Here is a 23675-nt window from a genome sequence, read left to right on the forward strand (position 1 = left end):
TAGGTGTTTTGCACCAATGGTTTCCTGATTAATGCAAGAAGAATGGGCTGTTCGCCAAACGGGGGGTTGTCCTCCTTTGGCGGCAGCCCTTTTTCATTCGGCATATCCATAAAAAAAACGTACATCATATAGGTGGAAATATAGACTCCATTAGGAAAGGAATCTAAAGCGATGGAATGGACGATGCGGCTGCCAAAACCGGCAGGGAGGCAGGCCGGTCGGGGGTGGGCGGTCGCTGCGCTTGCCTCGATTCCGCTTGTCATGACGCTGGGCAATTCGATGCTCATCCCGGTGCTGCCGGCGATGGAACGGCATCTCGGCATCACGCCGCTGCAGTCGAGCCTGCTGATCACGATGTATTCCGTTGTCGCCATTTTGTTGATTCCGCTGGCCGGATATATAAGCGACCGCATCGGGAGAAAAATGGTCATCATTCCAAGCCTGTTGCTGGCGGCCGCGGGAGGGGGGCTGGCGGGATGGGCTGCTTGGCGGGTGAGCGACCCGTACGGCTGGATGATCGCCGGGCGCATGCTGCAAGGGCTCGGGGCGGCAGGGGCGTTTCCGATCGTTTTGCCGCTTGTTGGTGATTTGTTTCCGGATGATGATGAGGCGAGCCGCTGGTTGGGAGTGGTTGAAACGGCGAATACGTTTGGCAAAGTGTTGAGCCCGATTCTCGGGGCGATGCTGGCCGGGATTGTTTGGTTTTTGCCGTTTTTTTCGTTTCCCGTCTTTTGTCTGCTGTCAGCGGCACTGATGATTTGGTCCGTCCAAGCGTCAGTGCGGCGGGAGCAGCCGCAGCCGTTTCGGGATTTTGCCGCAGCGGTGGCGGCAATTTTCCGCCGCGAAGGGCGCTGGCTTGTTGGTGTTTTTATGATCGGTGGTTTATTGATGCTCGTGTTATTTGCCTTTTTGTTTTTTCTTTCCAACCGTCTTGAAGACGTTTATCGCATTGACGGAATCAAGAAAGGATGGATGCTCGCCATCCCGCTCGGAGCGCTCTGCCTCGCCTCATTTGCCGCTGGGAAAGCGATTGGCGGCCGGAAAAAACGGATGAAATGGGGAGCGGTCGCCGGTTGCCTCTTGTCAGCTGCATCGTTGGCCATCATTTCGTTTCATCCGTCTCTCTCTGTTTGGATGGCGTTGTTTTCGGCTGCCGGCATCGGCATTGGCGCCGCGCTTCCATGCTTGGATGCGCTGATTACGGAAGGAATTGAGAGAAGCGAGCGTGGGACGGTGACGTCATTTTACAGTTCACTTCGATTTATCGGGGTGGCTGCCGGACCGCCGCTGGCGGCATGGCTGATGAAAAATGGTGCAAGTTGGCTTCTTTTGGTGCTCAGCGCACTAGCACTGATCGCCGGTAGCATGGCTGTTTGGCTCATTCATCCTGAACATGCTCAAAGAGAAAAGCTGTCATGAAGGGAAATATGGGACAGTGGGGCGTTTTCAATTTCCCTCTTTCTTGCCGAATGAAAGCCTCTGGATCAGATGATGACAGACGGGAGATGTACCGGCTATGGAGACGCGTGAACTACTCCCGCTTCGCTTTGCTTGAAGTGGGAGTCTTCTTTCGGAACTATGATAAAACGCACCTGAACGAGGCATGATAAGAAAAAATGCGAAAGGAGGATGGGTGTGGCCAACGTCGCATTTCCAGTCGCTCGTCTTCATGACGGGACGCTTCGCCAGCTCCAGCAACTCGAACAGCGGCTGCGTGAAGAAACAGGAGAAGAAATTGTGCTTGTCGCTTATGAGCGGAAAACGGTTGATGAGGAGGAGACGAAACGATGATGAAGCGAAAAGTGAAATTTGATGCAGCGAAAAACAACAATAAAACGCCAACGGAAAGTTTGCCGGATACCGAATTTGCGGCACAATATGCCGGCGAGGAGGACATGATCCGCGGTGCGAACCGCAATTCGAAAAAAGGGAGACAAGGAGGCGGCGATGGGTAAAGAGCATAAGGAGCGGTCCGCTCGAACGAATGAAGAAATGGCGTTTGAATGGGGCGATTTCGCTCGTGATCAGCCGTTTTGGCTGATCGAGGAGCAAAAGCAAGCAAAGGAGAAGGAGACAAAACAAAAAGAGCCGCCGCGGTGAGGCCGCCGTTTTGATGGGATTGGATCGGTGGGTGGACAAAGAAGAGCGCTGGAAACAGCGCTCTTTTTCGCTTGGGCGTTCAAGCCGATGCGGATGACGCAAACAGGGTGGAAAGCGGTGCAGAAAAGACCGTAGCTCCTGTGCCAGACGGGTCGAAATAGGCGACGATGGCCGTTGGCGCAAACGAGAGCTGCTTCGCGGCGATATAGCGGCCGACATCGACCGGCACGATTTCAACGACCGTATGTTTAAACAATTCCTTTTCCCCGAGCCCGAGGGCGGCAAAGTCCTCCCCAAGCGCCTCGGGGCGCTCAAGCAGCGCGCGGTAGACGGTCGTGCGTGTCGTTTTCTCCGTTTTTTCTTCCCACCACGGCTTGCGCGGCTTATGCTTTTGTCCACGCAAGTAGTCGTATTTCATGAGCGATTCGGCGACAGGCAGGGCCTCTGGCGCACACGTACGTAAAAACTCATGCAGGCGGCGGAATAAATCCTCAAGCTGATGGCCAATGCGCGCCCAGCCGCGCTCATCCCAATACGTGCCAAACTGCTGGAAAAAGTCAAACGGCGATGGGAACACATCGGTCACCAAGTACTCGATCGTTTCGTCCATTCGATGGGCGTTCCAATACTTTTCGAGCACGTCTTCCACTTGCTTGATGCGGATGACGTCATCAAACGACAAGACGTTGTTGGCGAGCACTTCGTATGGCGCATGGTCCATATACACATAGCCGTACTCCTCGGCGCGCAGGCGCAGCCCAGTGCCGCGCAGCAGTTTCAAAAAGCCAAGCTGCAGTTCTTCCGGGCGAAGGGCGAACACGTCGTTAAACGTCTTTCGGAACGAGTTGTAGTCTTCTTCGGGCAGACCGGCGATCAAATCCAAATGCTGGGCGATTTTCCCGCCTTCTTTAATCATCGTCACCGTTCGCGAAAGTTTTGCGAAGTTTTGCTTGCGCATAATGAGACGGTTCACTTCGTCGTTTGTCGACTGGACGCCGATTTCAAAGCGGAACAGCCCGGGCGGCGCCTCCTTGTTTAAAAACTCGATGACCTCCGGGCGCATAATGTCGGCGGTAATTTCAAACTGAAATACCGTTCCCGGTACATGTTCGTCAATTAAAAAGCGAAACATGTCCATTGCATAGCTGCGGCTGATGTTGAACGTCCGGTCGACGAACTTGATCGTCCGCGCTCCGTGCTTCATTAAATAGCGCAAATCATCCTTGATTTTTTCACGGTCAAAATAGCGGACACCTACTTCAATCGAGGACAGGCAAAATTGGCAGCTGAACGGGCAGCCGCGGCTTGTCTCCACGTAGATGATCCGGTTCGGAAGATGTGGGATGTCTTCCGGAAAGCGAAACGGCGACGGCATATCAGCAAGGCGGAGCTTGTTCCGTTGTGGATTCATGACGATGCGGTCTCCATCGCGAAACGCCAGCCCTGCGACATCTGCCACTTCTTTGCGGCCTTCTAAGGCAAAGAGCAGCTGTTTAAACGTTTCTTCCCCTTCACCGATGACGATAAAATCCAATTCCGGCACCCGCTCCATCCATTCACGCACATCGTACGACACTTCCGGTCCGCCGGCGACGATGACAATATTCGGCGCTGCTTTTTTCAACAGCTTGACGACTTTGATCGTTTCTTCAATGTTCCAAATGTAGCAGCTGAAGCCGATGACATCCGGACGGCGTTGGTACAAATCTGTCACAATGTTCAGCACCGGGTCTTTGATCGTATACTCAACAAGCTTGACGTCAAATTCGGGCTGAGCGTATGCTTTTAAATAGCGGATGGCTAAATTCATATGAATGTATTTGGCGTTCAATGTCGCACAGACGATGTTCATCGCAACAAAACCCCTTTGTCTATAATATAGCAGCAAAACTCCTTTGTCTATAATTTATAGATGCAATTGGAAGCTTTCATTTGGCTTTAAGCGAGGGGGGAGAGTTGACTATCATGCAGTTTAGCCAAATGAAAAAGCAGAAAAACTTGTCGAACATTGTGGAAAAGAATTTTAAAAAATCTTCGTAAATCAAGGGAGGAGTAAATTTTTCCACATCGAATATATATTTCGTTGAATGGTTTGAATAGACAAGGAGAGATGGATATGGCCCAAAGCCTTTCTCCTCGGGAAGAACAAAATGCATCGCCGGATGTGCGGTCGCTTGAAGAGGAAAATCGGCGGTTAAAAGAGCGGTTGAACAGTTATTCGATCATTTTTGAGCGGTCGCTCGATGCGATCGTGATTTTAAATAAAAACGGTGAATTTGTCGATGTGAACGAAGCGGCGTGCAAGCTGTTTGAGATGGATAAGTTTTCGTTGATCGGCCATTCGTTTTCTTCGTTCCTCGAACTTGTGCCGCCCGATATTTTGCTGTTTCAGCGCTCGATGCTGCAAAAGTTTGGTTCGTTCAGCGATGAACTGCTCATCAAACTGCCGGACGGCAAAGTGAAGCATGTGGAATTTTCGATGAAAAAGGATGTGTTCGACGAATTTGACCTTGTCATGATGCGCGACATCTCAGCCCATAAGGCGCTTGAGCGCGAACGCATCATTCATGAGTTTTTGTTTCGCGACGTATTCAACCGCGCCGTTGACGGCATCGTCATTTTCGATGAATTTGGGCGGTTTATCGATGTCAATCCGGCGTTTTCGATGAGCTTGAACTTGGAAAAAGGAAAACTGCTCAATTTGTCGTTTCAGCAGTTCGTCGCCCGCGAATGCGCCAATGAGTTCGCTCGGCTGCTCGCGGAAGTGAAAGAAAAGGGAACGGCCAAAGGCGAGTTGTCGCTTGTCCGCCCGGACGGAACGGTGAAAATGTTTGAGCTGACGGCGACTTCCAACGTCTATAGCGGGTTTTACATGGCCATTATGCGCGATGTGACAGAAAGAAAAAATATGGAAATCAAGTTGCAAAAAAGTGAAGAACGGTTCCGGGCTATTTTCGAACAAGCGCATGAGGCGATCCTCATTTGGGACGATTTTGGCTACATATTGAACGCCAATCCGGCGGCGAGCCGGACGTTTGAGCTGCCCTTGAATTTGCTTGTGCGCCGCAATTTGTTTGATTTTGTCGACTATGGGGACGAAAAGGTGAAACGCATTTTCAGCGAGTTCCGGCGCAAAGGGGAAATCCGTGACGAGCTGACGTTTCATATGCCGAACGGTGAGGATAAGCAGCTCGAGTTCACAATGAAAAAAGGAGCGATCGACGGGTACCACTTGACGATTTTCCGCAATGTGAGCGAGCGGCGGAAAATCGAGCGCGAGCTGCGCGAAAGCGAGCAAAAGTTCCGGAGCATTTTCGATCATGCGATGGATGGTATTTTGCTTTGGGATGCCAAGCATCGGATCATCGACGCCAATCCGGTTGTCTGCGGCATTTTTTCCGTCGAAAAGGAGGCGCTGCTTGGCCGAATGGTGGTCGAGCTCGTTCCGGAGCGGGCGCGCCGCCAGCTCAATAAGCTGCTTCAACAATGCCAACGCACCGGCGAAGCGAGCGGCGAGGTCGAATTTTTCGACGAGGGAAAAGGGAGAATTATTGAGTTTTCACTGAAAAAGGAAGTGATTCCCGGCGTCGGGATGATGATGCTGCGCGATGTGACCGAGCGCAAGGAGATGGAGCTGCAGCTGCGCAAGTCGGATACGCTCAACGTCGTCGGGGAATTGGCCGCCGGCATCGCCCATGAAATCCGCAATCCGATGACGGCGCTAAAGGGTTTCATTCAGCTGTTGCAAGGAAGCATTGACGGCGACTATTCGATGTATTTTAATGTCATTATGTCGGAATTGAAACGGATTGAGTCGATCATCACCGAGTTTCTGGTCCTGGCGAAGCCCCAGGCGGTGCAGTACAAACAAAATGATATCTGCAAAATTATGCAAGACACGATCGATTTGATCAGCGCCCAAGCGATGATGCACAACGTGCAAATCATCGCCGACTTCGAGCGCGGGCTGCCGCCGGTGTATTGCGAGCCGAATCAGTTGAAGCAAGTGTTCATCAATATTTTGAAAAACGCCATCGAAGTGATGCCAAAAGGCGGGGACATTACGGTGCGCATCACCCGCGCCGGGTGCTATGTGCGCATCTCCATCACCGACCAAGGATGCGGCATTCCAAAAGATAAAATCAAAAAGCTTGGCGAGCCGTTTTATACGACGAAAGAACGCGGCACCGGCCTCGGCTTGATGGTCAGCTATAAAATCATAGAAGAGCACCAAGGGAAAATTGAAGTGGAAAGCGAAGTCGGCGTCGGCACGACGTTCCATATCACGTTGCCGATCGAACGAATGGAAAGAGAGGACGACGATGACGATTGAATATGCAGTATACCGCTCAGAGCTGCTCGGCGACATTTACGTCGCCTCCGACGGCGACGCGATTGTCAAAGTCGAGCTGTTTCCAGAAGAATGGCGCGCGTTCGCCGGCGAACATCCGGCTGTCAAAAGCTGGTCGCCGCTTCTTGAACGCGCGCTTAGGCAGCTGGATGAGTATTTCCACGGTCGACGCCAAGCATTTGACTTGCCGCTGAAGTGGAAGGGAACAGCCTTCCAAGAAGAGGTGTGGGCGGCGCTTTGCCGCATCCCATACGGCGAGACGGCGACATACGCTGACATCGCCGCGCAAATCGGCCGCCCGAAAGCGGTGCGCGCCGTCGGCCAGGCAAACCGGGCGAATGAACTGTCGATTCTCGTTCCGTGCCACCGTGTTGTCGGCAAAAACGGCGCTCTCATTGGCTATGCCGGAAGCCGCACCGATGTGAAGGCGAAGCTGTTGGAGCTTGAGCGCCGCTTACGTAGATGACGCTCTTGCGTTCGTGGAACAGGCAAAGAGTTTGGAAGGCGTTGTATGCGGATGCTGCAATGAAGCAGGCGGAAAAAGAGGCTGACGGCTTGCCTAGAAAAACGCGTCTGCCCCAGTGGCGACATCCACGGGGGCAGAGATCGGGCGTTATTTTTTTTGCCAATGCGACAAGGCGAGGGCGCCGACTAAAATGGCGCCTTTTATAATGTCTTGGGCGTAATACGGAACGTTCATCATCGTCAAGCCGTTCAGCAACACGCCCATTAAAATCGAGCCGAACAATGTGCCGATGACGTTCGGCTTGCCGGCGCCAAAGACGGAAAAGCCGATGTAAGCGGCGGCGACGCTGTCCATTAAAAGAGAGGCGCCGGCCGACACTTGCCCGGTGCCGATGCGCGAGGCAAGGACGATGCCGCCTAAGGCCGCAAAAAACCCGCTGATGACGTATGCATATGTCCGATAGCGGTTGACCGGGATGCCTGAGAGCCTTGCCGCCTCGCGGTTTTCCCCGGTCAAATAAAAGAGGCGGCCGGGTTTCGTGTACGTTAAAAACAGATGAGCGGCAATGACGACAAACAGCATAAGCAAGACAGAAAACGGTACGCCGAACAGCTCTCCCTGGCCGATAAACAAAAAGGAAGGAATGAATTTGCCCGGCGCCGTGCCGCCATCGGGCAGCGGCATGTCGTTGTAGATCGAAAACCCTTTCGTATAGGTGAGCTGCACGCCGTTAATGGCGTACATCGTCGCCAACGTCGCGAGCAAATCGGGCAATTTGAATTTGACGATCAACAACGAGTTCAAGAGCCCGACAGCAATGCCGAGCAACAGCGGCACGAGCAGGGTGATGAAAATTTCTTGGCGGTACAGGACGAGCGCCGCTGCGCTCGCGATCGTCGCTAGGCTCACCGTCGAGCCGACAGACAAATCGAAGCCATCGACGATGAGCGAAAACGTAATGCCGATTGCCACGAGCGTCACGATCGAAATGGACCGCAAAATGTCACTGAAGTTTTCATACGTAAAAAATCGGTCTTGCGTGATGCCGAAGTAGGCGATAACGGCAAGAATGGCCAGCAAGGTGCCGTGTTTATACAACCATTCAAGAATGGACGGCGCCGTTTTTTTCGACGGCGCTGTGGAAACAGCCGGCTGGTTCATGGATCTCACCTCCGCTGCAATAGTAAACAAGCTGTTCATACGTCAGTTCAGCGGCCGGCAGGCGGGCGAGCAGCCGGCCGTCGACCATCACGTAGATGGTGTCGCAAATGTCAAGCAGCTCTTGAAATTCGCTGGAAAAGTACAGCACCGTTTTTCCTTCATCGGCAAGGGAGCGGATGATGGCAAACACGTCCTGCTTCGCATGGACGTCGATCCCTTTGGTCGGTTCGTCAAACAAAAAGACGCGTGCGTTTGTGTTGAGCCATTTGCCGATGACGACTTTTTGCTGGTTGCCGCCACTTAAGTGGCGGACGGCCGTGGCGCTTGACGGCGGATGAACACCTAGCGAGCGGACGAGCCCGTCGGCTTCAGCCGCTTCTTTCGCCCGGCTGATCCATTGCCAGCGCGACAGGCGGGAAAGAAGGCGGACGGTCAAGTTCGTTTTCACTGACTCGGGCAAAAACAACCCTTGTTTGCGCCGTTCTTCCGGGATGAGGCAAAGGCCGGCGTCGATGGCTTCATAAGGCGATGAGAACACATAGCGTCTGCCATCAATTTCCCACTCGCCGGATGTGTTCCGGTGGGCGATGAGGCTTTCGGCAAGCTCCGTCTTGCCGGCGCCGACGAGGCCAGCGATGCCGACGATTTCGCCGCGGTTGGCGTATAGGTCGACTGTTGTCCCGGTTTTGTCGATCAACATTCCGCGGGCGGCAAACGCGATGTCGCTTCTGTATGTGCGTGCTTGTTTCGCGGCGGCGGTCCGCTTCGTTCCAGTCATATGAAGGATGATGTCCTCAAGCGGCAGGCTGCGGGCGCCTCCGTGATAGACGACGCGGCCGTCGCGCAAAATCGTCAGCCGGTCGGCGATCTCCTGAACTTCTTTCAGCTTATGAGAGATGTAAATAAAGCCGACGCCTTGCTGCTTCAGTTCATCGATGATGGCAAACAGACGCCTTGTTTCCGCCTCGCTTAAGGCGGCCGTCGGTTCGTCTAGGATGATATAGCGCGCGTTGGATGACAGCACTTTGGCGAGCACAATCAGCTGCTTTTCATGGAGCGAGCAGTCGCGAGCCAATTTCGTCGGCGGCAACGACAGGCCGACGCGGCGAAGCAGGACGGCGGCCCGCTCTTTTTCTTGACGCAGCGAGCGAATCGGCCGTTGCTTCACATGGACGAACTCGTCCGCCGCTACATTTTCGTAAATCGGCAAGCCGGGAAAGAGCGCTGTGTCAACTTCTTGAACGACGAGGCCGATGCCGGCTTGTTTTGCTTCGCGCGGCGATGAAAACGTGTATATCGTACCGTCGATCGTGATCGTACCAGCGTCAGGCGGAATGGCGCCGGCCAAAATGTTCATGAGCGTGCTTTTGCCGGCGCCGTTCATGCCTAAAAGGGCGTGGACTTCGCCAGGACGAACGTCGAAGTCCACGCCGTCAAGCACGCGCACGGCGCCAAACGATTTTTCAATGCCCCGCATTGACAACCCGTTCATTTTTTGTTCACCTGGGCTTCCAACGTTTTCATCCACGGCGAGATGGCGACATTGGATTGCCCCCAGCCCGGAATGTATTGCGAAAGCTCATTCATCGACACTTGTTTGTCCGGAAGATCGGACCGTTTCACTAAATGCGGCTCAAGCGAGTAAATGTTCGGCGTTTTTTCTCCGGCGATTTTTTGATACGCGAACCGCACTTGGACGCGGCCGACTTCGGCTGGGTCGGTCGCCGTTGTCGCCACCCATGGGCTGTTTGGTTTTTGGATCATTTGCAAGTCTTCATCGCTCAAATCGATGCCATACACTTTAATTTCCGTGCGCCCGGCTTGCTCGATGGCGCGCGTCGCCCCTTTGGCGAACTCGTCCCAAGTTGCGAAGACAGCGTCAATGTCGCCTTTGTTCGGGTATTTTTTCAAAATCGCTTCCATTTGCGTTTGTGTGTCCAAAGCTGTGTTGGCGCTCGCCGTGCCGAACTTGGCGATTTCTTTAATGTTCGGATAGCGTTTTTTGAACGCGTCATAAATGACATGGCGGCGTTCCATCGGGGTAAAGCCGCCGACCCAAATCGTGACGATGTTGCCTTCCCCGTTTAAGTCTTCTGCGAGCGTTTTTAATGTTTTCCAGGCGAGGCTGTAGTCGTCTTGGTCGATGACGGTGACGCCGGGAATGTTCAAATCGTTGTCAAACGCCACAACTGGAATGCCTTTGGCGACGGCTTTTTTCACCGGGCCTTCGAGCGCATCGGCGCGGCCGTGATCAAGCAAAATGGCGTCCACATTTTGTGTAATGGCCGTCTCAACGTACGATGCCATTTTGGTTAAATCGTTGTCGGCGTTGTAAATTTGCACCTCGCCGCCGAATTTTTGCACTTGTTCTTTGACGCCGGCGATGTATTGCGATGAGAACGTGCCGATGGACAGTTGCATAATGGCGGCGATTTTCACCGGCTTTTTCAACTTTTCGGGAATGGCCGCTTGCTCGTCGCTTGTTGCCGTCGAGTGGCTGGATGTCGTTTCTATTTTGTTGTTCGTGGTCTTGGCTTCGTTGGTTGGCTTGGAGCTCACGGCATCTTGCTCGTGTGTGCAGCCAGGCCAAGATGGAGAACACGGCAAAGAAAAGAAGAAAAAGGGAAGATAAGGCCTTAAATCGTTTCATGTTGCTCCTCCTTTGTGAATAATGATGGCAGCGTTGCGTTGTAATTGCCGCGAATGATGCCTTTTTCGGTAATGATCGCGGTAATGAGTTCGTTTGGCGTTACGTCAAACGCCGGATTGTATACGTTGACGCCTTCCGGGGCGATGCGCACGCCGGCGATGTGGGTCACTTCATCCGGATGGCGCTCTTCGATCGGGATGTCCGCACCTGTTTTCGTCGTCAAATCGATCGTGGACAACGGCGCAGCGACGTAAAACGGAATGTCAAACGACTTCGCGAGCAAGGCCAGGCCGAACGTGCCGATTTTGTTCGCCGTATCGCCGTTTTGCGCGATCCGATCGGCGCCGACGATGATGGCGCTGATCTGTTTCGCTTTGATCGTTTGCGCCGCCATGTTGTCGGTGATGAGCGTCACATCAACGCCCGCTTGCATCAGTTCCCAAGCGGTCAGGCGCGCCCCTTGCAAAACGGGACGTGTCTCAAGGGCGTAAACGGATAGCTCGATTCCTTTTTCTTTCGCCAAATAAAACGGGGCGAGCGCCGTCCCGTAGCGGGTGGTGGCGATCGAGCCGGCGTTGCAGATCGTCATCACACGATCGCCCGGACGAAAGAGCGACAACGCGTATTCGCCGATGCGGCGGCACACATCCTCATCTTCCACTTGAATGCGGATCGCCTCATGGATGAGCGCCGTTTTTGCCTCGTTGACGGAAAGGGCGTCGGCCGCAGCGGTGACGAGCCGATCGAGCGCCCAAAACAAGTTGACGGCGGTCGGCCGGGCACTGGCTAGGTAGTCACGATCTCGTTTCAAGCGGCGGCGGAATTCATCGAGCGATTTGGTGTCATAGCCCAGTGCGGCAAGCGCCAGGCCATAGGCGGCGGTGATGCCGATCGCCGGCGCGCCGCGCACTTTCAGCGTGGCAATCGCCTCATAGACGTCTTCCAGAGTGTGCAAGTCGATATATTCGATGATGGATGGAAGCTTTTGCTGGTTTAAAATCGTCACATGCGTCTCGCGCCATTCAACGGAGCGTGGGATGGCAAAGGTGCTCATCGCCATCTTCCTTTCTCTTTTTTTTCGTTTGTCCGGGTCAGCGCCGCGCAGCTTGCGTCGAGACCCGGACGATTGTATGGCATTATTGTTCCGTTTCGGCAAACAGGCGGCGGAAGTCTTCCGTTCCGGTGAACACGCGGCGCTCAATGATCAAGCGGCGGCCGAGACGGAGGGCATGCCGTTTGGCAACAAGCCGTTCATCTTTGTGCTCGATGCCGTCAAGGTCCGCCACATGGGCGAGGCCGATCGTCCGGCGGATGACTTCGCAGCCGGCAAAGCCGACGGCGTCGATGAACGCGTGCCGGAGCACGTCCTCGAGCAAGCCCGGCGTCGCGGCGTACGTTTCCACGCTCTCGGTGCGCCAAAGGTTTGAGAACACGGACGCAAAGACGTCCCATGTCCGGTCGATGTGGTCAAAGAGCGGTTGGCGCTCTAATTCAGAGCGGGACAACGCATTTAACAGCAAATTGGCGAAAAATTGGCCAAGGTCAAACCCGATCGGACCGTAAAAGGCGAATTCCGGGTCGATCACTTTCGTTTCGTCGGCGCTTACGAAAATGCTGCCGGTATGCAAATCGCCATGCAAGAGCACATCGGCTTCGGTTAAAAACTTGCGCTTCAGCTTTGCTGCTTCTAGGTGCAAGCGGTCATCGCGCCAAAGCGCTTCAACGTCTGGGCGCAATTCGTTTTCAAAGTTGTTCGTTTCGTGGTCAAAAAACGGGTCGGTGAAGACGAGGTCTTCGGTAATTTTGCACAGTTCGGGATTGACGAAACTTTGCGCCAATTTCTTTTTCTCTTGCTGGTTCATGCCGAAGTCAGACGTATAAAATGCCGTTTTGGCGACAAACTCGCCGATATGCTGGGACAAAAGCGGATACGTTTTCCCTTCGATCAGCCCTTTGCGGGCGATTTGCAAACGGGATAAGTCTTCCATCACCGTAATGGCGAGCGATTCGTCAGAATAGTAGACTTTCGGCACGTATTGCGGCACGTAGCTCGCAAACGTGCGCAGCGCGTTGCTTTCAATGACAGCGCGCTTTAACGTGAGCGGCCAGCTTTCGCCGACCACTTTGGCGTACGGCAACGCTTGTTTGATGATGACGCCTTGTTTCGTTTCTTGATCGACGATATGAAAAACAAGGTTCAAGTTCCCGTCGCCGATCTCGCGGCATGCAAGAGGCGCCCCGTCGCGGAATAAGCCGAGGCGGACAGCGAGAGATACCGCCTTCGGTTCGGTCAGCGGTTCGTAAACCGATGTTTGAACAGTGGTCATTGCCTTGTTCCCCCTTTTTTCATTTCGCTCGTTTTCAAATGCCGGTTCTGATGCGCGCTAAAACTCGGCGTTTCCGGCAAATGAAAAAGCCTCTTTCGCATACGGAAAGAGGCTTGAAGATTCATTCGTTCTTCGCGCCTCTTATCTTTCAGAAAGACATCGGTCTTTCTGTTGGACTTAGCACCGTGCCCTGCGGAAGCATGACGCTTCCGGCGCCGCCCTTGGCGTGCGCCCTATCTCACGATAGCATTACGGTCGGTTGCTGGGCTTCATTGGGCCAATTCCCTCAGCCAACTCTTGATAAGAGTACTGACTTCGTGTATTCAGTTTTTGCAATTTTCACGATGTTATCAATTGTTTGGTTGTTTGATTCGAATGATACATGGTCGGCCAATCGATTGTCAATACGTTTTGAAAAAATTTTTTGCCGTTTCATAGTCGTGCGGCCGGCGGTCGGCAAACACCGGGATGCGCGCGCGGACGTCCGCAACGAGCGCGGGATCGATGTCGGCCGAGAGAATGCCCGGCTTCTCGTCCGCCTCGGCGATCACTTCGCCCCATGGGTCGATGACGAGCGAATGGCCGGCAAAGACGTTGTTCGGGTCGCGGCCAGCCCGGTTGCAGGCGACGACGTAGCATTGGTTTTCAATCGCCCGCGCCATCAAGAGCGTCCGCCAATGGTGCAGGCGGGGAAGCGGCCATTCGGCGACGACAAACAGCACTTCCGCCCCAGCCAAAGCATGGGCGCGAATCCACTCCGGAAAGCGGATGTCATAGCAAATGACCCCGGCGCATGAAAGCCCGTCGAGCGAAAACAAGCCTAAGCTGCTTCCCGGCTGCAAATACAAATGTTCATTCATCAATTGGAACAGATGGAGTTTGCTATATTCGCCGACGATTTGACCGTTCCGGTCGGCCACGATTATCGTGTTCGTCACGCCGGTTGTTGTTTTTTTAGCGACCGAGCCGGCGACGAGATGGATGCTGTGTGCTTGCGTTAGGCGGGAGGCGAACGCTTTCGCCCGTTCGGCGCCTTCGTCGGCAATCTCATCTAGGCGCGTCAAATCGTAGCCGGTCGTCCATAATTCCGGCAGCACGATGATATTCGCGCCGTCCTTGACGGCCGATTCAATGGCGCTTTCCGCGCGCCGTTCGTTTTCGTTCGGGTCGCCAAACGCAATATCAAGCTGGAGGCAGGCGATGCGGATCGTCATGAGTTTTCACCTCGAAAAAATTTTGCTTTACATTTTGCTTTTTACGATATATGATGTTGCACTAGAATTTCAAGAATTTTTTAAGAAGGTGTGGGCGATGACGATGGAAATTCCTTTTTCCGAGTTGCTTGAGCAGCTGCCAAAGCAATTTTTCGCCTCGCTTGTCGCAAAAGTCGGGGAGAAAATCAAGGCCGGATGCGACGTGATCAATTTAGGGCAAGGCAACCCGGATCAGCCGACGCCAAAGCATATCGTTGAGGCGATGCAGCGGGCGGCGGCCAATCCGAAATACCATAAATATTCGCCGTTTCAAGGCTACTTCTTTTTGAAAGAAGCCATCGCCGCGTTTTACGCGCGTGAATACGGGGTGAACATCGATCCAGACCGCGAAGTCGCCATTTTGTTCGGCGGCAAGGCCGGGCTTGTCGAACTGCCGCTTTGCCTCGTCAACCCGGGCGATGTGGTGCTTGTCCCGGACCCGGGCTATCCGGACTATTGGTCGGGGATCGCGCTTGCCCGCGCGCGGATGGAAATGATGCCGCTTGTTGCGGAAAACGGTTTTTTGCCGGACTATGAAGCCATTCCGGCGGCAGTGGCCGACCAAGCGAAGCTCATGTTTTTAAACTATCCGAACAATCCGACCGGCGCGACGGCGACAAAGGAATTTTTCGCGGAGACAGTGGCGTTTGCCGCCAAGCACGGCATTGCCGTCGTGCACGATTTCGCTTATGGGGCGATCGGCTTTGACGGCCGGAAACCGGTCAGCTTCCTGGAAGTCGATGGGGCGAAAGACGTCGGCGTCGAAATTTATACGTTTTCGAAAACATACAATATGGCCGGCTGGCGTGTGGCGTTTGCCGTCGGCAACGAGCGGATCATTCGGGCGCTTGAGCTTTTGCAGGATCATTTGTATGTCAGCTTGTTCGGCGCCATCCAGGAAGCGGCCGCCGCGGCGCTCCTTGGTCCGCAAGATTGTGTCACGGAGCTGGTCGCATTGTATGAGGCGCGCCGCAATGCGTTCATCGCTGCGCTCTGCGAGGCCGGCTGGGAGGTGCAGGCGCCATCCGGGTCGTTTTTCGCCTGGCTTCCGCTGCCAAAAGGCATATCATCCGCTGAGTTTGCCGACATGTTGCTTGAGCGGGCGCATGTCGCCGTCGCCCCAGGCATCGGGTTCGGCGAGCACGGCGAAGGGTATGTGCGCGTCGGCCTCTTGACCGATGAAGCGCGGCTTCGCGAAGCAGCGGAGCGGATCGGCCGCCTTGGATTGTTCGAAAAAAATTTTTGAAAAATGATTGACAACGCCAATCGGTGATGTCATAATTCAAAGTAAATTTGCCAATTGTTTGACAAGTGCATAAACGAGCAGGCTTTCTTATCAAGAGCAGGCGGAGGGACGAGCCCAATGAAGCCCGGCAACCGGCTTGGCGCGCGCCAAGCACGGTGCTAATTCTTGCAGCGGAAACGCTGAGAGATAAGAAGAGCGCCATGGATGAGTGACGCCTCTTCTTATGAAGAGGCGTTTTTATTTCGAGATTGAGAGGGATGAACGATGAGTGCAGTGATTGCAACGTATTTGCTTCATGATGAAACAGACATTCGGAAAAAGGCGGAAGGGATCGCGCTCGGCTTGACGGTTGGCACATGGACGGACTTGCCGGCATTAGAGCAAGAGCAGCTCCGCAAACATAAAGGGGAAGTCGTTGCGATCGAAGAGCTTGGCGAAAGCGAGCGGGTAAACGCGTATTTCGGCAAGCGGCTGAAGCGGGCGATCGTCAAAATCGCCTACCCGACAGTCAACTTCAGCGCCGATTTGCCGGCATTGTTGGTCACGACGTTCGGCAAGCTGTCGCTCGACGGTGAAGTGCGGCTGCTTGATTTAGAGTTTCCGGATGAATGGAAGCGGCAGTTTCCCGGGCCGCGCTTTGGCATCGCCGGCATTCGCGAGAAAGTCGGAGTCCATAACCGCCCATTGTTGATGAGCATTTTTAAAGGCATGATCGGCCGCGATTTGGCGTATTTGACGTCGGAATTGAAAAAACAGGCGCTCGGCGGCGTTGACTTGGTGAAAGATGACGAAATTTTGTTTGACAGCGAACTTCTTCCGTTTGAAAAGCGGATCACCGAGGGCAAGACGGCGCTTCAGGAAGTGTACGAACAAACGGGCAAGCGGACGTTGTATGCCGTCAACTTGACCGGCAAAACGTTTGCGTTAAAGGACAAAGCGAAACGAGCCGCCGAGCTTGGCGCTGATGTGCTGTTGTTTAACGTCTTCGCTTATGGGCTTGATGTGCTGCAAGCGTTGCGTGAAGACGAGGAGATTGCGCTGCCGATTATGGCTCACCCGGCGTTCAGCGGCGCCGTTACGCCGTCGGAGTTTTATGGGGTGGCTCCTTCGCTTTGGCTTGGAAAGCTTTTGCGGCTCGCCGGCGCCGACTTTGTCCTGTTCCCGTCGCCGTATGGCAGCGTCGCCTTGGAGCGTGAGCAGGCGCTTGGCATCGCAAGGGCGCTCACCGACGACCAAGAGCCGTTCGCTCGGGCATTTCCGGTTCCGTCGGCCGGCATTCACCCGGGATTGGTGCCGCTCCTTGTCCGCGATTTCGGCCTTGACAGCATCGTCAACGCCGGCGGCGGCATCCACGGCCATCCGGACGGGGCGATCGGTGGCGGACGGGCGTTTCGCGCGGCGATCGACGCGGTGCTGGCCGGCCGTCCGCTGCGTGCGGCGGCAGCAGAAAACGAAGCGCTGCAAAAAGCGATCGACCGCTGGGGCGTCGTTGAGGTGGAAGCATGACGAAACAGCTCGTTCTCTTTTGTGATTTTGACGGCACCATTACGGAAAACGACAACATCATCGCGATTATGAAACAGTTCGCCCCGCCGGAGTGGGAGGCGTTAAAAGACGACATTCTCGCTGAGCGCATTTCTGTTCAGGAAGGAGTCGGGAAGATGTTTTCCCTCCTTCCGTCCACGTTGAAGGATGAAATTGTGGATTTCCTGCGGCGCACCGCTCGGTTGCGCGCGGGATTCCGAGAGTTTGTCGCGTTTACGAAAGAGCGGGGAATCCCGCTTTATATCGTCAGCGGCGGCATCGACTTTTTCGTCTATCCGCTGCTTGAAGGGCTCATTGAACCGGAGCGCATTTTTTGCAACGGCTCTGATTTCAGCGGCGAGACCATTCGCATTACATGGCCGCATGCGTGCGACGTTGAATGCCAAAACGGCTGCGGCTGCTGCAAGCCATCGCTCCTTCGCAAGCTTGCCCGCCCGGACGGATACCATGTCGTCATTGGCGATTCGATTACGGATTTAGCGGTGGCGAAGCAAGCGGATTACGTGCTGGCGCGCGATTTTCTGCTCCAAAAATGCCAAGAGCTCGGCTTGCCGCATGCGCCGTTTGCGACGTTTTTTGACGTGATTGATGCGTTGCAGCGAATGGAGGTGATCGTATGAGCATCGTCGTGAAAAAGTGGAACGAGCTCGCGGAAGTGAAAGCCGAGCTCGCCGCCCGCGACTGGTTTTTCGCGACAAGCGGCAATTTGTCGATCAAGGTGACGGACGACCCATTGACGTTTTTGGTGACAGCGAGCGGCAAGGATAAGCGGAAGCAAACAGACGAGGATTTTCTGCTCGTTGACGCCGCCGGAAAACCGGCGGAGGAAACAAACTTGAAGCCCTCGGCCGAGACGCTCTTGCACGCGGAAATTTACGGACGGACGAATGCCGGCTGCGTCTTGCACGTTCATACTGTCGACAACAACTTGATTTCTGAACTGTATGCGCAAAACGGGGAAGCGGTCTTTTCCGGCCAGGAAATCATCAAGGCGTTCGGCATTTGGGAGGAAAATGCCGCAGTGCGCATCCCGATCATTGACAATTACGCCGACATTCCGACGCTCGCTCGGGAGTTTGCGAACTATATCCATGGCGACGCCGGCGCGGTGTTGATCCAAAACCACGGCATCACGGTCTGGGGGCGTACAGCGTTTGAAGCGAAAAAACATTTGGAGGCATGGGAGTTTTTGTTCCGCTGGCAGGTGAAGCGGCTGCTTTTGCAGCGGGCCGGCCTGCCGGTTGGCTAATCCATATACATTTTTCCAAAGGAGGATGTGAACAATGGCCGTCATCAAAGTGAGAAAAACGGGTCAAGTGATTGAAGGAGAAGACAATGTGCGCGCGTTTTTGAACAGTCAAGGGGTGTTGTATGAACATTGGGACATCACGAAACTGCCGGAGCATTTGCGTGACAAATACGTACTCACGGATGAAGAAAAAAATGAAATTTTAGCGGCGTTCAAAGATGAAATTGAAGATTTGGCGGCGCGCCGCGGCTACAAAACGTGGGATATCGTCGCTCTGTCCGACGCGACGCCGAACTTGGATGAACTGCTGAAAAAATTTGAACAAGTGCACATCCATACGGAAGATGAAGTGCGCGCCATTACGGCCGGCCATGGCATTTTCATCATCAAAGGCGACAAAGAAACCGGCTATTTTGATGTAGAGCTTGAAGCCGGCGACGTCATTTCCGTGCCGGAAGGGAATCCGCATTACTTTACGCTCATGGATGACCGTCGGGTCGTTGCGGTGCGCTTGTTTATCGACCCGTCCGGCTGGGTCGCTCATCCATATGAAGAAAAAGAGGAAGCCGTCCAATAACAACGGACACCCCGCTGCTTATATACAGGCGGCGGGGTTGTTTCCGTTAAAACGATTGTGTTAGAAAAATCATAAACAAAATGCCGACAATAAACGCATACGTCGATGTCCGTTCATTTCCATCGCCATGGCTTTCGGGAATGAGCTCTTTGTAAATGATAAACAGCATCGCCCCCGCGGCGAACGCCAGCCCGTACGGAACGAGCTCACGAAAAAGGGAGGTTAAGTAAAAACCAAGCAGCGATGTGACGATTTCCACCGCACCGGTCAACGTGGCGATCAGAAACGCCTTCAAGCGCCCGATTTGCTGGTTGATTAAAAACAAAGCGACCAAAAACCCTTCCGGTGCATTTTGCAAGCCAATCGCCAGGGCGATTAAATTGCCGATTTGCGAAGAGCTGTCCGAGGCGTAGCTCACCCCGACCGACAGTCCTTCAGGCAAATTGTGCAAGGCGATGGCGGCAATAATGAGCATCGCTTTTTCATCAAATTGCAAGCCGCTTTTTGTATGTTCCAAGTCAATATGAGGGACGGTCCTTTCAAGCAACGTCAATACGAAAACCCCCGCTGCCAGCCCAATCACAAGCGCCCAAAAGCCGCCGGACCGCAATGCTTCTGGGATGAGGCTCATCATCGAAGCCGCCATCATAATGCCGGCGGAAAAGGCCAGCAGTACGTCACGCCACCGGTGGGTGAGCGATTTGGCCATAAACAAAATCGGCACGGCGCCAAGCCCGGTGGACAAGGCGGAAAGCACGCTTCCAACCAACACTTGGTTCATCCACTTCCCTCCCTGACATCTTTTCTCCTTCTTCACATATGCATCATTCAGCGGAATGTGACAGTCGCCCAAGCGCCGACATTATAATAAATTTATCATAGCCGAAGGAAAAGCCGTGAACCAGGAAAATGCATCATCGCAAACAAAAAACGGTTGCCCGGGAATTCGCTGTTCCAGTATAATGAAAGTAAGAAAATGTCAACTTTAAAGGGTTGGATGCTATGGAACAAAAGGAACAGGCGTTGCAGCAGTCATTAAAATTATTCATCGTGTTATCGCGGGCATATCGATCGGTCAGCGACCAAGTAAACAAGTCGATTCAATCGTTCGGCGTGAATCCGACCGAATTTGCGGTGCTCGAACTGCTTTACCATAAAGGCGATCAGCCGCTCCAGCAAATCGGGGAAAAAATTTTGCTCGCCAGCGGCAGCATCACGTATGTCATCGACAAGCTTGAAAATAAAGGCTTGATCATCCGCCGCGCCTGTGAGCGGGATCGCCGCGTGACGTATGCGTCGATCACCGACAGCGGCCGGCAGTTCATCCAGCGCGTGTTTCCCGAACATGCCGAGACCATCCATGAAACGGTGGCGGCCCTGACGCCGGAAGAAAAGGAACAGGCCATCGTGTTGCTGAAAAAATTAGGCTACGGCGCAAAAAGCAGAGACTGACCTCGCGTCAGTCTCTTTAATTTTTCCGAAAATGGATACGTTATATAAAGAACATAACACTGCAAGAAAAAGGAGAGATCACCATTGATGATTCCTGTTGGGGTGTCCAACCGCCACATTCATTTATCGAAAGAGCATATGGCGGCGCTGTTTGGCGAAGGCGCCGAGCTGACGGTGCTCAAGCCGTTGTCGCAGCCCGGACAGTTCGCCGCCAAGGAAACGGTGACGGTCGAAGGGCCGAAAGGGAAAATTGAAAACGTCCGCGTCCTCGGACCGGTCCGTTCGCTGACGCAGCTTGAAATTTCGAAAACCGACAGCTTCAAGCTTGGCGTCGCGCCCCCGGTCCGCTTATCCGGCGATATTGACGGAACGCCAGGCATTACGATTCACGGGCCGAAGGGGACGGTGACCGTCGACAAAGGGGTGATCATTGCCAAGCGGCACATTCATATGACGCCGAAAGATGCGGAAACGTTTGGCGTCCGCGACAAACAAGTCGTGAAAGTGAAAACGCAAGGGGAACGGGCGCTCATTTTCGATGAAGTCATCGTCCGCGTCAGCGAAGATTTTGCTTTAGATATGCACATTGACACGGATGAAGCGAACGCGGCTGGCTTGAAAACCGGCGATTATGTCGAACTGCTTCCGTCGTGAAGTCATCCGCAGCAATGGGAGACAATGCGCCCTCTCGTTCGTCCCGAGAGGGCGCTTTCCGTTAACGCGGGCGTTTCTTGGATGGCTCTAGTGTGCCGACAAGATGAAACGGCGCATCACGCCGGATGGCGTCCATGACGCCGCCGCTGATTTCTTGATGGGTGAGCCAGCGCGAACTACGTTCTTCCACAACAAAGCCGAGCTGAACTTGCCGGTACAGGCAAGCGGCAGGCAAACAGAGTTCCTGTTTCATCTCGGTTGGATCGGCGCGGCTGCCAAGCACGTGAAACAGCCGCCAAGAGCCGGGATGTCCGCTATTTTTTTCAATGACAGTGGGCAACGCCCGCTTTCCATCCGTATGCACCCACGCGATGATCAGATCAAATGTTCCATTTTTTCTGATCGTTTGGCAAATCAAAGAACATAGCGTTTTTTGATCGCGATAATCGACAAGAAGCGGGGTGATGGATGCCCTCTGTCCAGTGCGGTCGATGAGCTGCTTCATCCGTGCGCGGCGGCGGGCGATGACGGACACATGATATCCTTTCCGCACAAGCCAAAGCGACACATCAGCCAACATGCCTGTCCCACCGATGACGAGTGCGTGCATGGCAATTAACCAAGTGGTCCTTTCAAATAATGATCAAACCAACCGACAATATGGCGGAGCCGCTCAAGCCGGAGCACCGGGTTGCCGGTGCGGGACAAATCGTGGTTGGCGTCCGGGAAGCGGACAAGTTTCGTTTCCCGCCCGAGTTGTTTCAATGCGATAAACAGCTGTTCCGCCTGCTCGATCGGGCAGCGGTAATCGCGCTCGCTGTGCAAAATCAACAGCGGCGTGCGCACATGTTTGACGTATTTGAGCGGTGAATGATGCCAAAGCCGCTCCGCGTCTTCCCAGATGTCGCAGCCGACCTCCCATTTTGTGAAAAAGTAGCCGATGTCACTCACTCCGGAGAAACTGAGCCAGTTGGAAATGGAACGCTGGGTGACAGCCGCTTTGAACCGGTCGGTATGCCCGACGATCCAATTGGTCATAAACCCGCCGTAGCTGCCGCCGGTGACGCCAAGCCGTGTCTCGTCAATGAAGTCGAACTTGCTGATCGCGGCGTCGACGCCAGCCATAATGTCTTCATAATCCATGCCGCCATAGTCGCCGCGCACGGCATTGACGAATGCCTGTCCATATCCGTGGCTGCCGCGCGGGTTCGTAAACAGCACGGCATAACCGGATGAAGCGAGCAGCTGCAATTCATGGAAAAACGTAAATCCATACATCGCATGCGGCCCGCCGTGAATTTCGACGACAAGCGGCGCCTTTTTCCCTTCGCAGAGTCCGGGCGGTTTCATGATCCAGCCTTGAATCTCCCAACCATCCGCCGATCGATACGTAAACGGTTCGGCATCGGCGAACACCACTTCGTTTTCGAGCGCTTCATTGGCACGCGTAAGCCGTGTTTTCGTTCCATCCGCAAGTGAGACCGCATATAAATCGCCAACGGACGTAGGCGAGCTGATGGCGGCGACAGCTTGCCGTCCATTCGGATGGACGGTGAATCCGTATAGATGAAAATCGCCTTCGATCACCGGAACGATCGGGCCGTCGATCGGAACGAAATACAAGTTGACGCGTCCGCGCTCCGAGGCGGTGACATACAGGCCGCTTCCGTCGCTCGCCCAAATCGGTCCCGGCCCTTTCGCATCAGCGTGTGTGTCGCCGACCATGGCATCGCCGAGATGGACGTCCCAATCGGCGGTCAACACCCGCTTCGTTCCACGTTCCGGCTCAAAGACGTAAAGCCGGTGAAGCGTAGCCCCGAGATAAGCAAGATCATGGCCGATGGCGGCGAGCTTCGTTCCGTCCGGCGACCAGGCGAGCGAAGCGAATGTGCCGCATCCGTTCGTCAAGTTCGTTTCCGCTTTCGACTCGAGATCAAGCAACACAATGTCGCGGGTAAAGGTGGTGTCCGGATCCTCGTTTCGGTTGGCGACAAAGGCGAGCGTCCGTCCATCGGGCGAAATCGCAAACGAACCGATTTCCTCCTCGCGGCCCGTCAACGCTTCGATTTTTCCCGACAGCGCATCGATGCGCGCGAGCACCGCCCGTTTGCCGTCAAGAAAGCCGGAGGCGTCCGACTTGTAATACAGCCGCTCGACAACGCGCGGTTTCGAATCGGCCGGTTTTTGTTCCGCCGTTTTCTGCTCTTCTCGGTCTTCGATCGTTTCTTCGTCGCCAAGCGTCGTTAGGGCGATGAGAAACGTCCCGTCCGGCGACCAAACGTAATCGCGCACACCGTTTTTGAAAAACGTCAGCTGGCGCGCTTCGCCCCCATTGGCAGGCAACAGCCAAAGCTGCGTGCGCCCCGAGCGGTCGGACAAAAAGGCGATCGTTTGGCCGTCTGGGGAAAAGCGCGGCTTCGTGTCGCGCCAGCGTCCGAACGTCCATGGACGGACGGAGCCGTCTGCCGCCCATAGCCATAAATGGGAGCGGTATTGTTTTTCCTCATCAATCGATTTTTCCACAAACACGACGCGCGTTCCGTCCGGGGCGTAGTGCGGGTCGCGCACCGAGCGGAGGCGAAGCAAATCTTCCGTCGTCATGCCGCGGCGTTTCGTCGGGTGTTCGTTGTTGTTCATCAGTGGG

Annotated in this window: 22 protein-coding genes, 1 pseudogene and 2 riboswitches; of the genes and pseudogenes, 13 read left to right on the forward strand and 10 right to left on the reverse strand. The window is 54.4% G+C overall.

Going from position 1 to position 23675, the window contains the following annotated elements; genetic code table 11:
* The first annotated feature begins 171 nt into the window (after positions 1–171).
* From GYMC52_RS04545 to GYMC52_RS19715, 4 genes are all read left to right on the forward strand, one after another.
* Positions 172–1419 (forward strand): MFS transporter, encoded by a 1248-nt coding sequence (locus GYMC52_RS04545; RefSeq protein ID WP_013523244.1) that lies wholly within the window; start codon positions 172–174, stop codon positions 1417–1419.
* Between the two features lie 216 nt (positions 1420–1635).
* Positions 1636–1791 (forward strand): hypothetical protein, encoded by a 156-nt coding sequence (locus GYMC52_RS19710; RefSeq protein ID WP_013523245.1) that lies wholly within the window; start codon positions 1636–1638, stop codon positions 1789–1791.
* Complete coding sequence (locus tag GYMC52_RS19575) at positions 1788–1955, forward strand: hypothetical protein (protein ID WP_011230441.1); 168 nt, start codon at positions 1788–1790, stop codon at positions 1953–1955. The genes GYMC52_RS19710 and GYMC52_RS19575 overlap by 4 nt, the downstream gene beginning before the upstream one ends.
* Complete coding sequence (locus GYMC52_RS19715) at positions 1948–2100, forward strand: hypothetical protein (RefSeq protein ID WP_013523246.1); 153 nt, start codon at positions 1948–1950, stop codon at positions 2098–2100. Before GYMC52_RS19575 ends, GYMC52_RS19715 begins: the two co-directional genes overlap by 8 nt.
* Positions 2101–2179: 79 nt before the next feature.
* Here the strand turns inward: GYMC52_RS19715 and GYMC52_RS04560 are convergent, their stop codons facing one another.
* Positions 2180–3952: a B12-binding domain-containing radical SAM protein gene (locus GYMC52_RS04560; RefSeq protein ID WP_013523247.1), complete on the reverse strand. Its 1773-nt coding sequence runs from the start codon at positions 3950–3952 to the stop codon at positions 2180–2182.
* Between the two features lie 264 nt (positions 3953–4216).
* Between GYMC52_RS04560 and GYMC52_RS04565 the strand changes: the two genes are divergently transcribed.
* Together GYMC52_RS04565 and GYMC52_RS04570 are read left to right on the forward strand one after the other, a co-directional pair.
* On the forward strand, positions 4217–6433 hold the full coding sequence (locus GYMC52_RS04565; protein ID WP_011230445.1) for a PAS domain-containing sensor histidine kinase: 2217 nt from the start codon (positions 4217–4219) through the stop codon (positions 6431–6433).
* On the forward strand, positions 6423–6917 hold the full coding sequence (locus tag GYMC52_RS04570) for a methylated-DNA--[protein]-cysteine S-methyltransferase (RefSeq protein WP_013523248.1): 495 nt from the start codon (positions 6423–6425) through the stop codon (positions 6915–6917). The genes GYMC52_RS04565 and GYMC52_RS04570 overlap by 11 nt, the downstream gene beginning before the upstream one ends.
* 147 nt (positions 6918–7064) lie before the next feature.
* Here GYMC52_RS04570 and GYMC52_RS04575 read toward each other — a convergent pair whose 3' ends face one another.
* The 6 genes and pseudogenes from GYMC52_RS04575 to GYMC52_RS04600 all read right to left on the reverse strand — a co-directional run bounded on the left by GYMC52_RS04575 (position 7065) and on the right by GYMC52_RS04600 (position 14269).
* Positions 7065–8078 (reverse strand): ABC transporter permease, encoded by a 1014-nt coding sequence (locus tag GYMC52_RS04575; RefSeq protein WP_013145975.1) that lies wholly within the window; start codon positions 8076–8078, stop codon positions 7065–7067.
* A complete protein-coding gene (locus GYMC52_RS04580) occupies positions 8020–9570 on the reverse strand; it encodes a sugar ABC transporter ATP-binding protein (RefSeq protein ID WP_013523249.1) in 1551 nt (516 codons plus the stop codon). Before GYMC52_RS04580 ends, GYMC52_RS04575 begins: the two co-directional genes overlap by 59 nt.
* Positions 9567–10728 (reverse strand): annotated as a pseudogene (locus GYMC52_RS04585) (sugar ABC transporter substrate-binding protein). The gene GYMC52_RS04580 and the pseudogene GYMC52_RS04585 overlap by 4 nt, the downstream one beginning before the upstream one ends.
* Positions 10715–11782, reverse strand: coding sequence for an S-methyl-5-thioribose-1-phosphate isomerase (gene mtnA / locus GYMC52_RS04590; protein WP_013523251.1), 1068 nt, complete (start codon positions 11780–11782; stop codon positions 10715–10717). Before mtnA ends, GYMC52_RS04585 begins: the two are co-directional and overlap by 14 nt.
* 82 nt (positions 11783–11864) lie before the next feature.
* Positions 11865–13055: an S-methyl-5-thioribose kinase gene (gene mtnK / locus GYMC52_RS04595; RefSeq protein ID WP_013145972.1), complete on the reverse strand. Its 1191-nt coding sequence runs from the start codon at positions 13053–13055 to the stop codon at positions 11865–11867.
* Positions 13056–13193: 138 nt separating this feature from the next.
* A riboswitch (SAM riboswitch) is annotated at positions 13194–13362 on the reverse strand.
* Between the two features lie 94 nt (positions 13363–13456).
* Positions 13457–14269, reverse strand: a complete 813-nt coding sequence (locus GYMC52_RS04600; RefSeq protein ID WP_013523252.1) for a carbon-nitrogen family hydrolase — start codon at positions 14267–14269, stop codon at positions 13457–13459.
* Between the two features lie 97 nt (positions 14270–14366).
* Between GYMC52_RS04600 and GYMC52_RS04605 the strand changes: the two genes are divergently transcribed.
* From GYMC52_RS04605 to GYMC52_RS04625, 5 genes are all read left to right on the forward strand, one after another.
* On the forward strand, positions 14367–15554 hold the full coding sequence (locus GYMC52_RS04605; RefSeq protein ID WP_013523253.1) for a pyridoxal phosphate-dependent aminotransferase: 1188 nt from the start codon (positions 14367–14369) through the stop codon (positions 15552–15554).
* 84 nt (positions 15555–15638) lie between these two features.
* Positions 15639–15747, forward strand: a riboswitch (SAM riboswitch).
* A gap of 71 nt (positions 15748–15818) precedes the next feature.
* Positions 15819–17060 (forward strand): 2,3-diketo-5-methylthiopentyl-1-phosphate enolase, encoded by a 1242-nt coding sequence (mtnW, locus tag GYMC52_RS04610; RefSeq protein WP_013523254.1) that lies wholly within the window; start codon positions 15819–15821, stop codon positions 17058–17060.
* Positions 17057–17719, forward strand: coding sequence for a 2-hydroxy-3-keto-5-methylthiopentenyl-1-phosphate phosphatase (mtnX, locus tag GYMC52_RS04615; RefSeq protein WP_013523255.1), 663 nt, complete (start codon positions 17057–17059; stop codon positions 17717–17719). The genes mtnW and mtnX overlap by 4 nt, the downstream gene beginning before the upstream one ends.
* Positions 17716–18348, forward strand: a complete 633-nt coding sequence (locus tag GYMC52_RS04620; RefSeq protein WP_013145967.1) for a methylthioribulose 1-phosphate dehydratase — start codon at positions 17716–17718, stop codon at positions 18346–18348. Before mtnX ends, GYMC52_RS04620 begins: the two co-directional genes overlap by 4 nt.
* 34 nt (positions 18349–18382) lie before the next feature.
* A complete protein-coding gene (locus GYMC52_RS04625) occupies positions 18383–18925 on the forward strand; it encodes a 1,2-dihydroxy-3-keto-5-methylthiopentene dioxygenase (RefSeq protein ID WP_013145966.1) in 543 nt (180 codons plus the stop codon).
* 46 nt (positions 18926–18971) lie between these two features.
* Here the strand turns inward: GYMC52_RS04625 and GYMC52_RS04630 are convergent, their stop codons facing one another.
* Positions 18972–19706, reverse strand: coding sequence for a ZIP family metal transporter (locus tag GYMC52_RS04630; RefSeq protein WP_013523256.1), 735 nt, complete (start codon positions 19704–19706; stop codon positions 18972–18974).
* A 221-nt stretch (positions 19707–19927) separates the two neighbouring features.
* Between GYMC52_RS04630 and GYMC52_RS04635 the strand changes: the two genes are divergently transcribed.
* Both GYMC52_RS04635 and GYMC52_RS04640 read left to right on the forward strand, forming a co-directional pair.
* A complete protein-coding gene (locus GYMC52_RS04635) occupies positions 19928–20377 on the forward strand; it encodes a MarR family winged helix-turn-helix transcriptional regulator (RefSeq protein WP_013145964.1) in 450 nt (149 codons plus the stop codon).
* Between the two features lie 87 nt (positions 20378–20464).
* A complete protein-coding gene (locus GYMC52_RS04640) occupies positions 20465–21031 on the forward strand; it encodes a phosphate propanoyltransferase (protein WP_013523257.1) in 567 nt (188 codons plus the stop codon).
* Between the two features lie 61 nt (positions 21032–21092).
* Here the strand turns inward: GYMC52_RS04640 and GYMC52_RS04645 are convergent, their stop codons facing one another.
* Both GYMC52_RS04645 and GYMC52_RS04650 read right to left on the reverse strand, forming a co-directional pair.
* On the reverse strand, positions 21093–21641 hold the full coding sequence (locus GYMC52_RS04645) for a short-chain dehydrogenase (protein ID WP_013523258.1): 549 nt from the start codon (positions 21639–21641) through the stop codon (positions 21093–21095).
* A gap of 5 nt (positions 21642–21646) precedes the next feature.
* Entirely contained in the window at positions 21647–23668 is a 2022-nt protein-coding gene (locus GYMC52_RS04650) for a S9 family peptidase (protein ID WP_013523259.1), read from the reverse strand.
* Between the last annotated feature and the right edge of the window lie 7 nt (positions 23669–23675).

Source organism: Geobacillus sp. Y412MC52, assembly GCF_000174795.2.
Lineage (GTDB): Bacteria > Bacillota > Bacilli > Bacillales > Anoxybacillaceae > Geobacillus > Geobacillus thermoleovorans.

Bases quoted from the DNA above. Each gene is read 5' to 3' on its own strand.
- GYMC52_RS04545 (WP_013523244.1), top strand. From the start codon at position 172: ATGGAATGGACGATGCGGCTGCCAAAACCGGCAGGGAGGCAGGCCGGT.
- GYMC52_RS19575 (WP_011230441.1), top strand. From the start codon at position 1,788: ATGATGAAGCGAAAAGTGAAATTTGATGCAGCGAAAAACAACAATAAA.
- GYMC52_RS19715 (WP_013523246.1), top strand. From the start codon at position 1,948: ATGGGTAAAGAGCATAAGGAGCGGTCCGCTCGAACGAATGAAGAAATG.
- GYMC52_RS04560 (WP_013523247.1), bottom strand. From the start codon at position 3,952: ATGAACATCGTCTGTGCGACATTGAACGCCAAATACATTCATATGAAT.
- GYMC52_RS04565 (WP_011230445.1), top strand. From the start codon at position 4,217: ATGGCCCAAAGCCTTTCTCCTCGGGAAGAACAAAATGCATCGCCGGAT.
- GYMC52_RS04570 (WP_013523248.1), top strand. From the start codon at position 6,423: ATGACGATTGAATATGCAGTATACCGCTCAGAGCTGCTCGGCGACATT.
- GYMC52_RS04575 (WP_013145975.1), bottom strand. From the start codon at position 8,078: ATGAACCAGCCGGCTGTTTCCACAGCGCCGTCGAAAAAAACGGCGCCG.
- GYMC52_RS04580 (WP_013523249.1), bottom strand. From the start codon at position 9,570: ATGAACGGGTTGTCAATGCGGGGCATTGAAAAATCGTTTGGCGCCGTG.
- mtnA (WP_013523251.1), bottom strand. From the start codon at position 11,782: ATGAGCACCTTTGCCATCCCACGCTCCGTTGAATGGCGCGAGACGCAT.
- mtnK (WP_013145972.1), bottom strand. From the start codon at position 13,055: ATGACCACTGTTCAAACATCGGTTTACGAACCGCTGACCGAACCGAAG.
- GYMC52_RS04600 (WP_013523252.1), bottom strand. From the start codon at position 14,269: ATGACGATCCGCATCGCCTGCCTCCAGCTTGATATTGCGTTTGGCGAC.
- GYMC52_RS04605 (WP_013523253.1), top strand. From the start codon at position 14,367: ATGACGATGGAAATTCCTTTTTCCGAGTTGCTTGAGCAGCTGCCAAAG.
- mtnW (WP_013523254.1), top strand. From the start codon at position 15,819: ATGAGTGCAGTGATTGCAACGTATTTGCTTCATGATGAAACAGACATT.
- mtnX (WP_013523255.1), top strand. From the start codon at position 17,057: ATGACGAAACAGCTCGTTCTCTTTTGTGATTTTGACGGCACCATTACG.
- GYMC52_RS04620 (WP_013145967.1), top strand. From the start codon at position 17,716: ATGAGCATCGTCGTGAAAAAGTGGAACGAGCTCGCGGAAGTGAAAGCC.
- GYMC52_RS04625 (WP_013145966.1), top strand. From the start codon at position 18,383: ATGGCCGTCATCAAAGTGAGAAAAACGGGTCAAGTGATTGAAGGAGAA.
- GYMC52_RS04630 (WP_013523256.1), bottom strand. From the start codon at position 19,706: ATGAACCAAGTGTTGGTTGGAAGCGTGCTTTCCGCCTTGTCCACCGGG.
- GYMC52_RS04635 (WP_013145964.1), top strand. From the start codon at position 19,928: ATGGAACAAAAGGAACAGGCGTTGCAGCAGTCATTAAAATTATTCATC.
- GYMC52_RS04640 (WP_013523257.1), top strand. From the start codon at position 20,465: ATGATTCCTGTTGGGGTGTCCAACCGCCACATTCATTTATCGAAAGAG.
- GYMC52_RS04645 (WP_013523258.1), bottom strand. From the start codon at position 21,641: ATGCACGCACTCGTCATCGGTGGGACAGGCATGTTGGCTGATGTGTCG.
- GYMC52_RS04650 (WP_013523259.1), bottom strand. From the start codon at position 23,668: ATGAACAACAACGAACACCCGACGAAACGCCGCGGCATGACGACGGAA.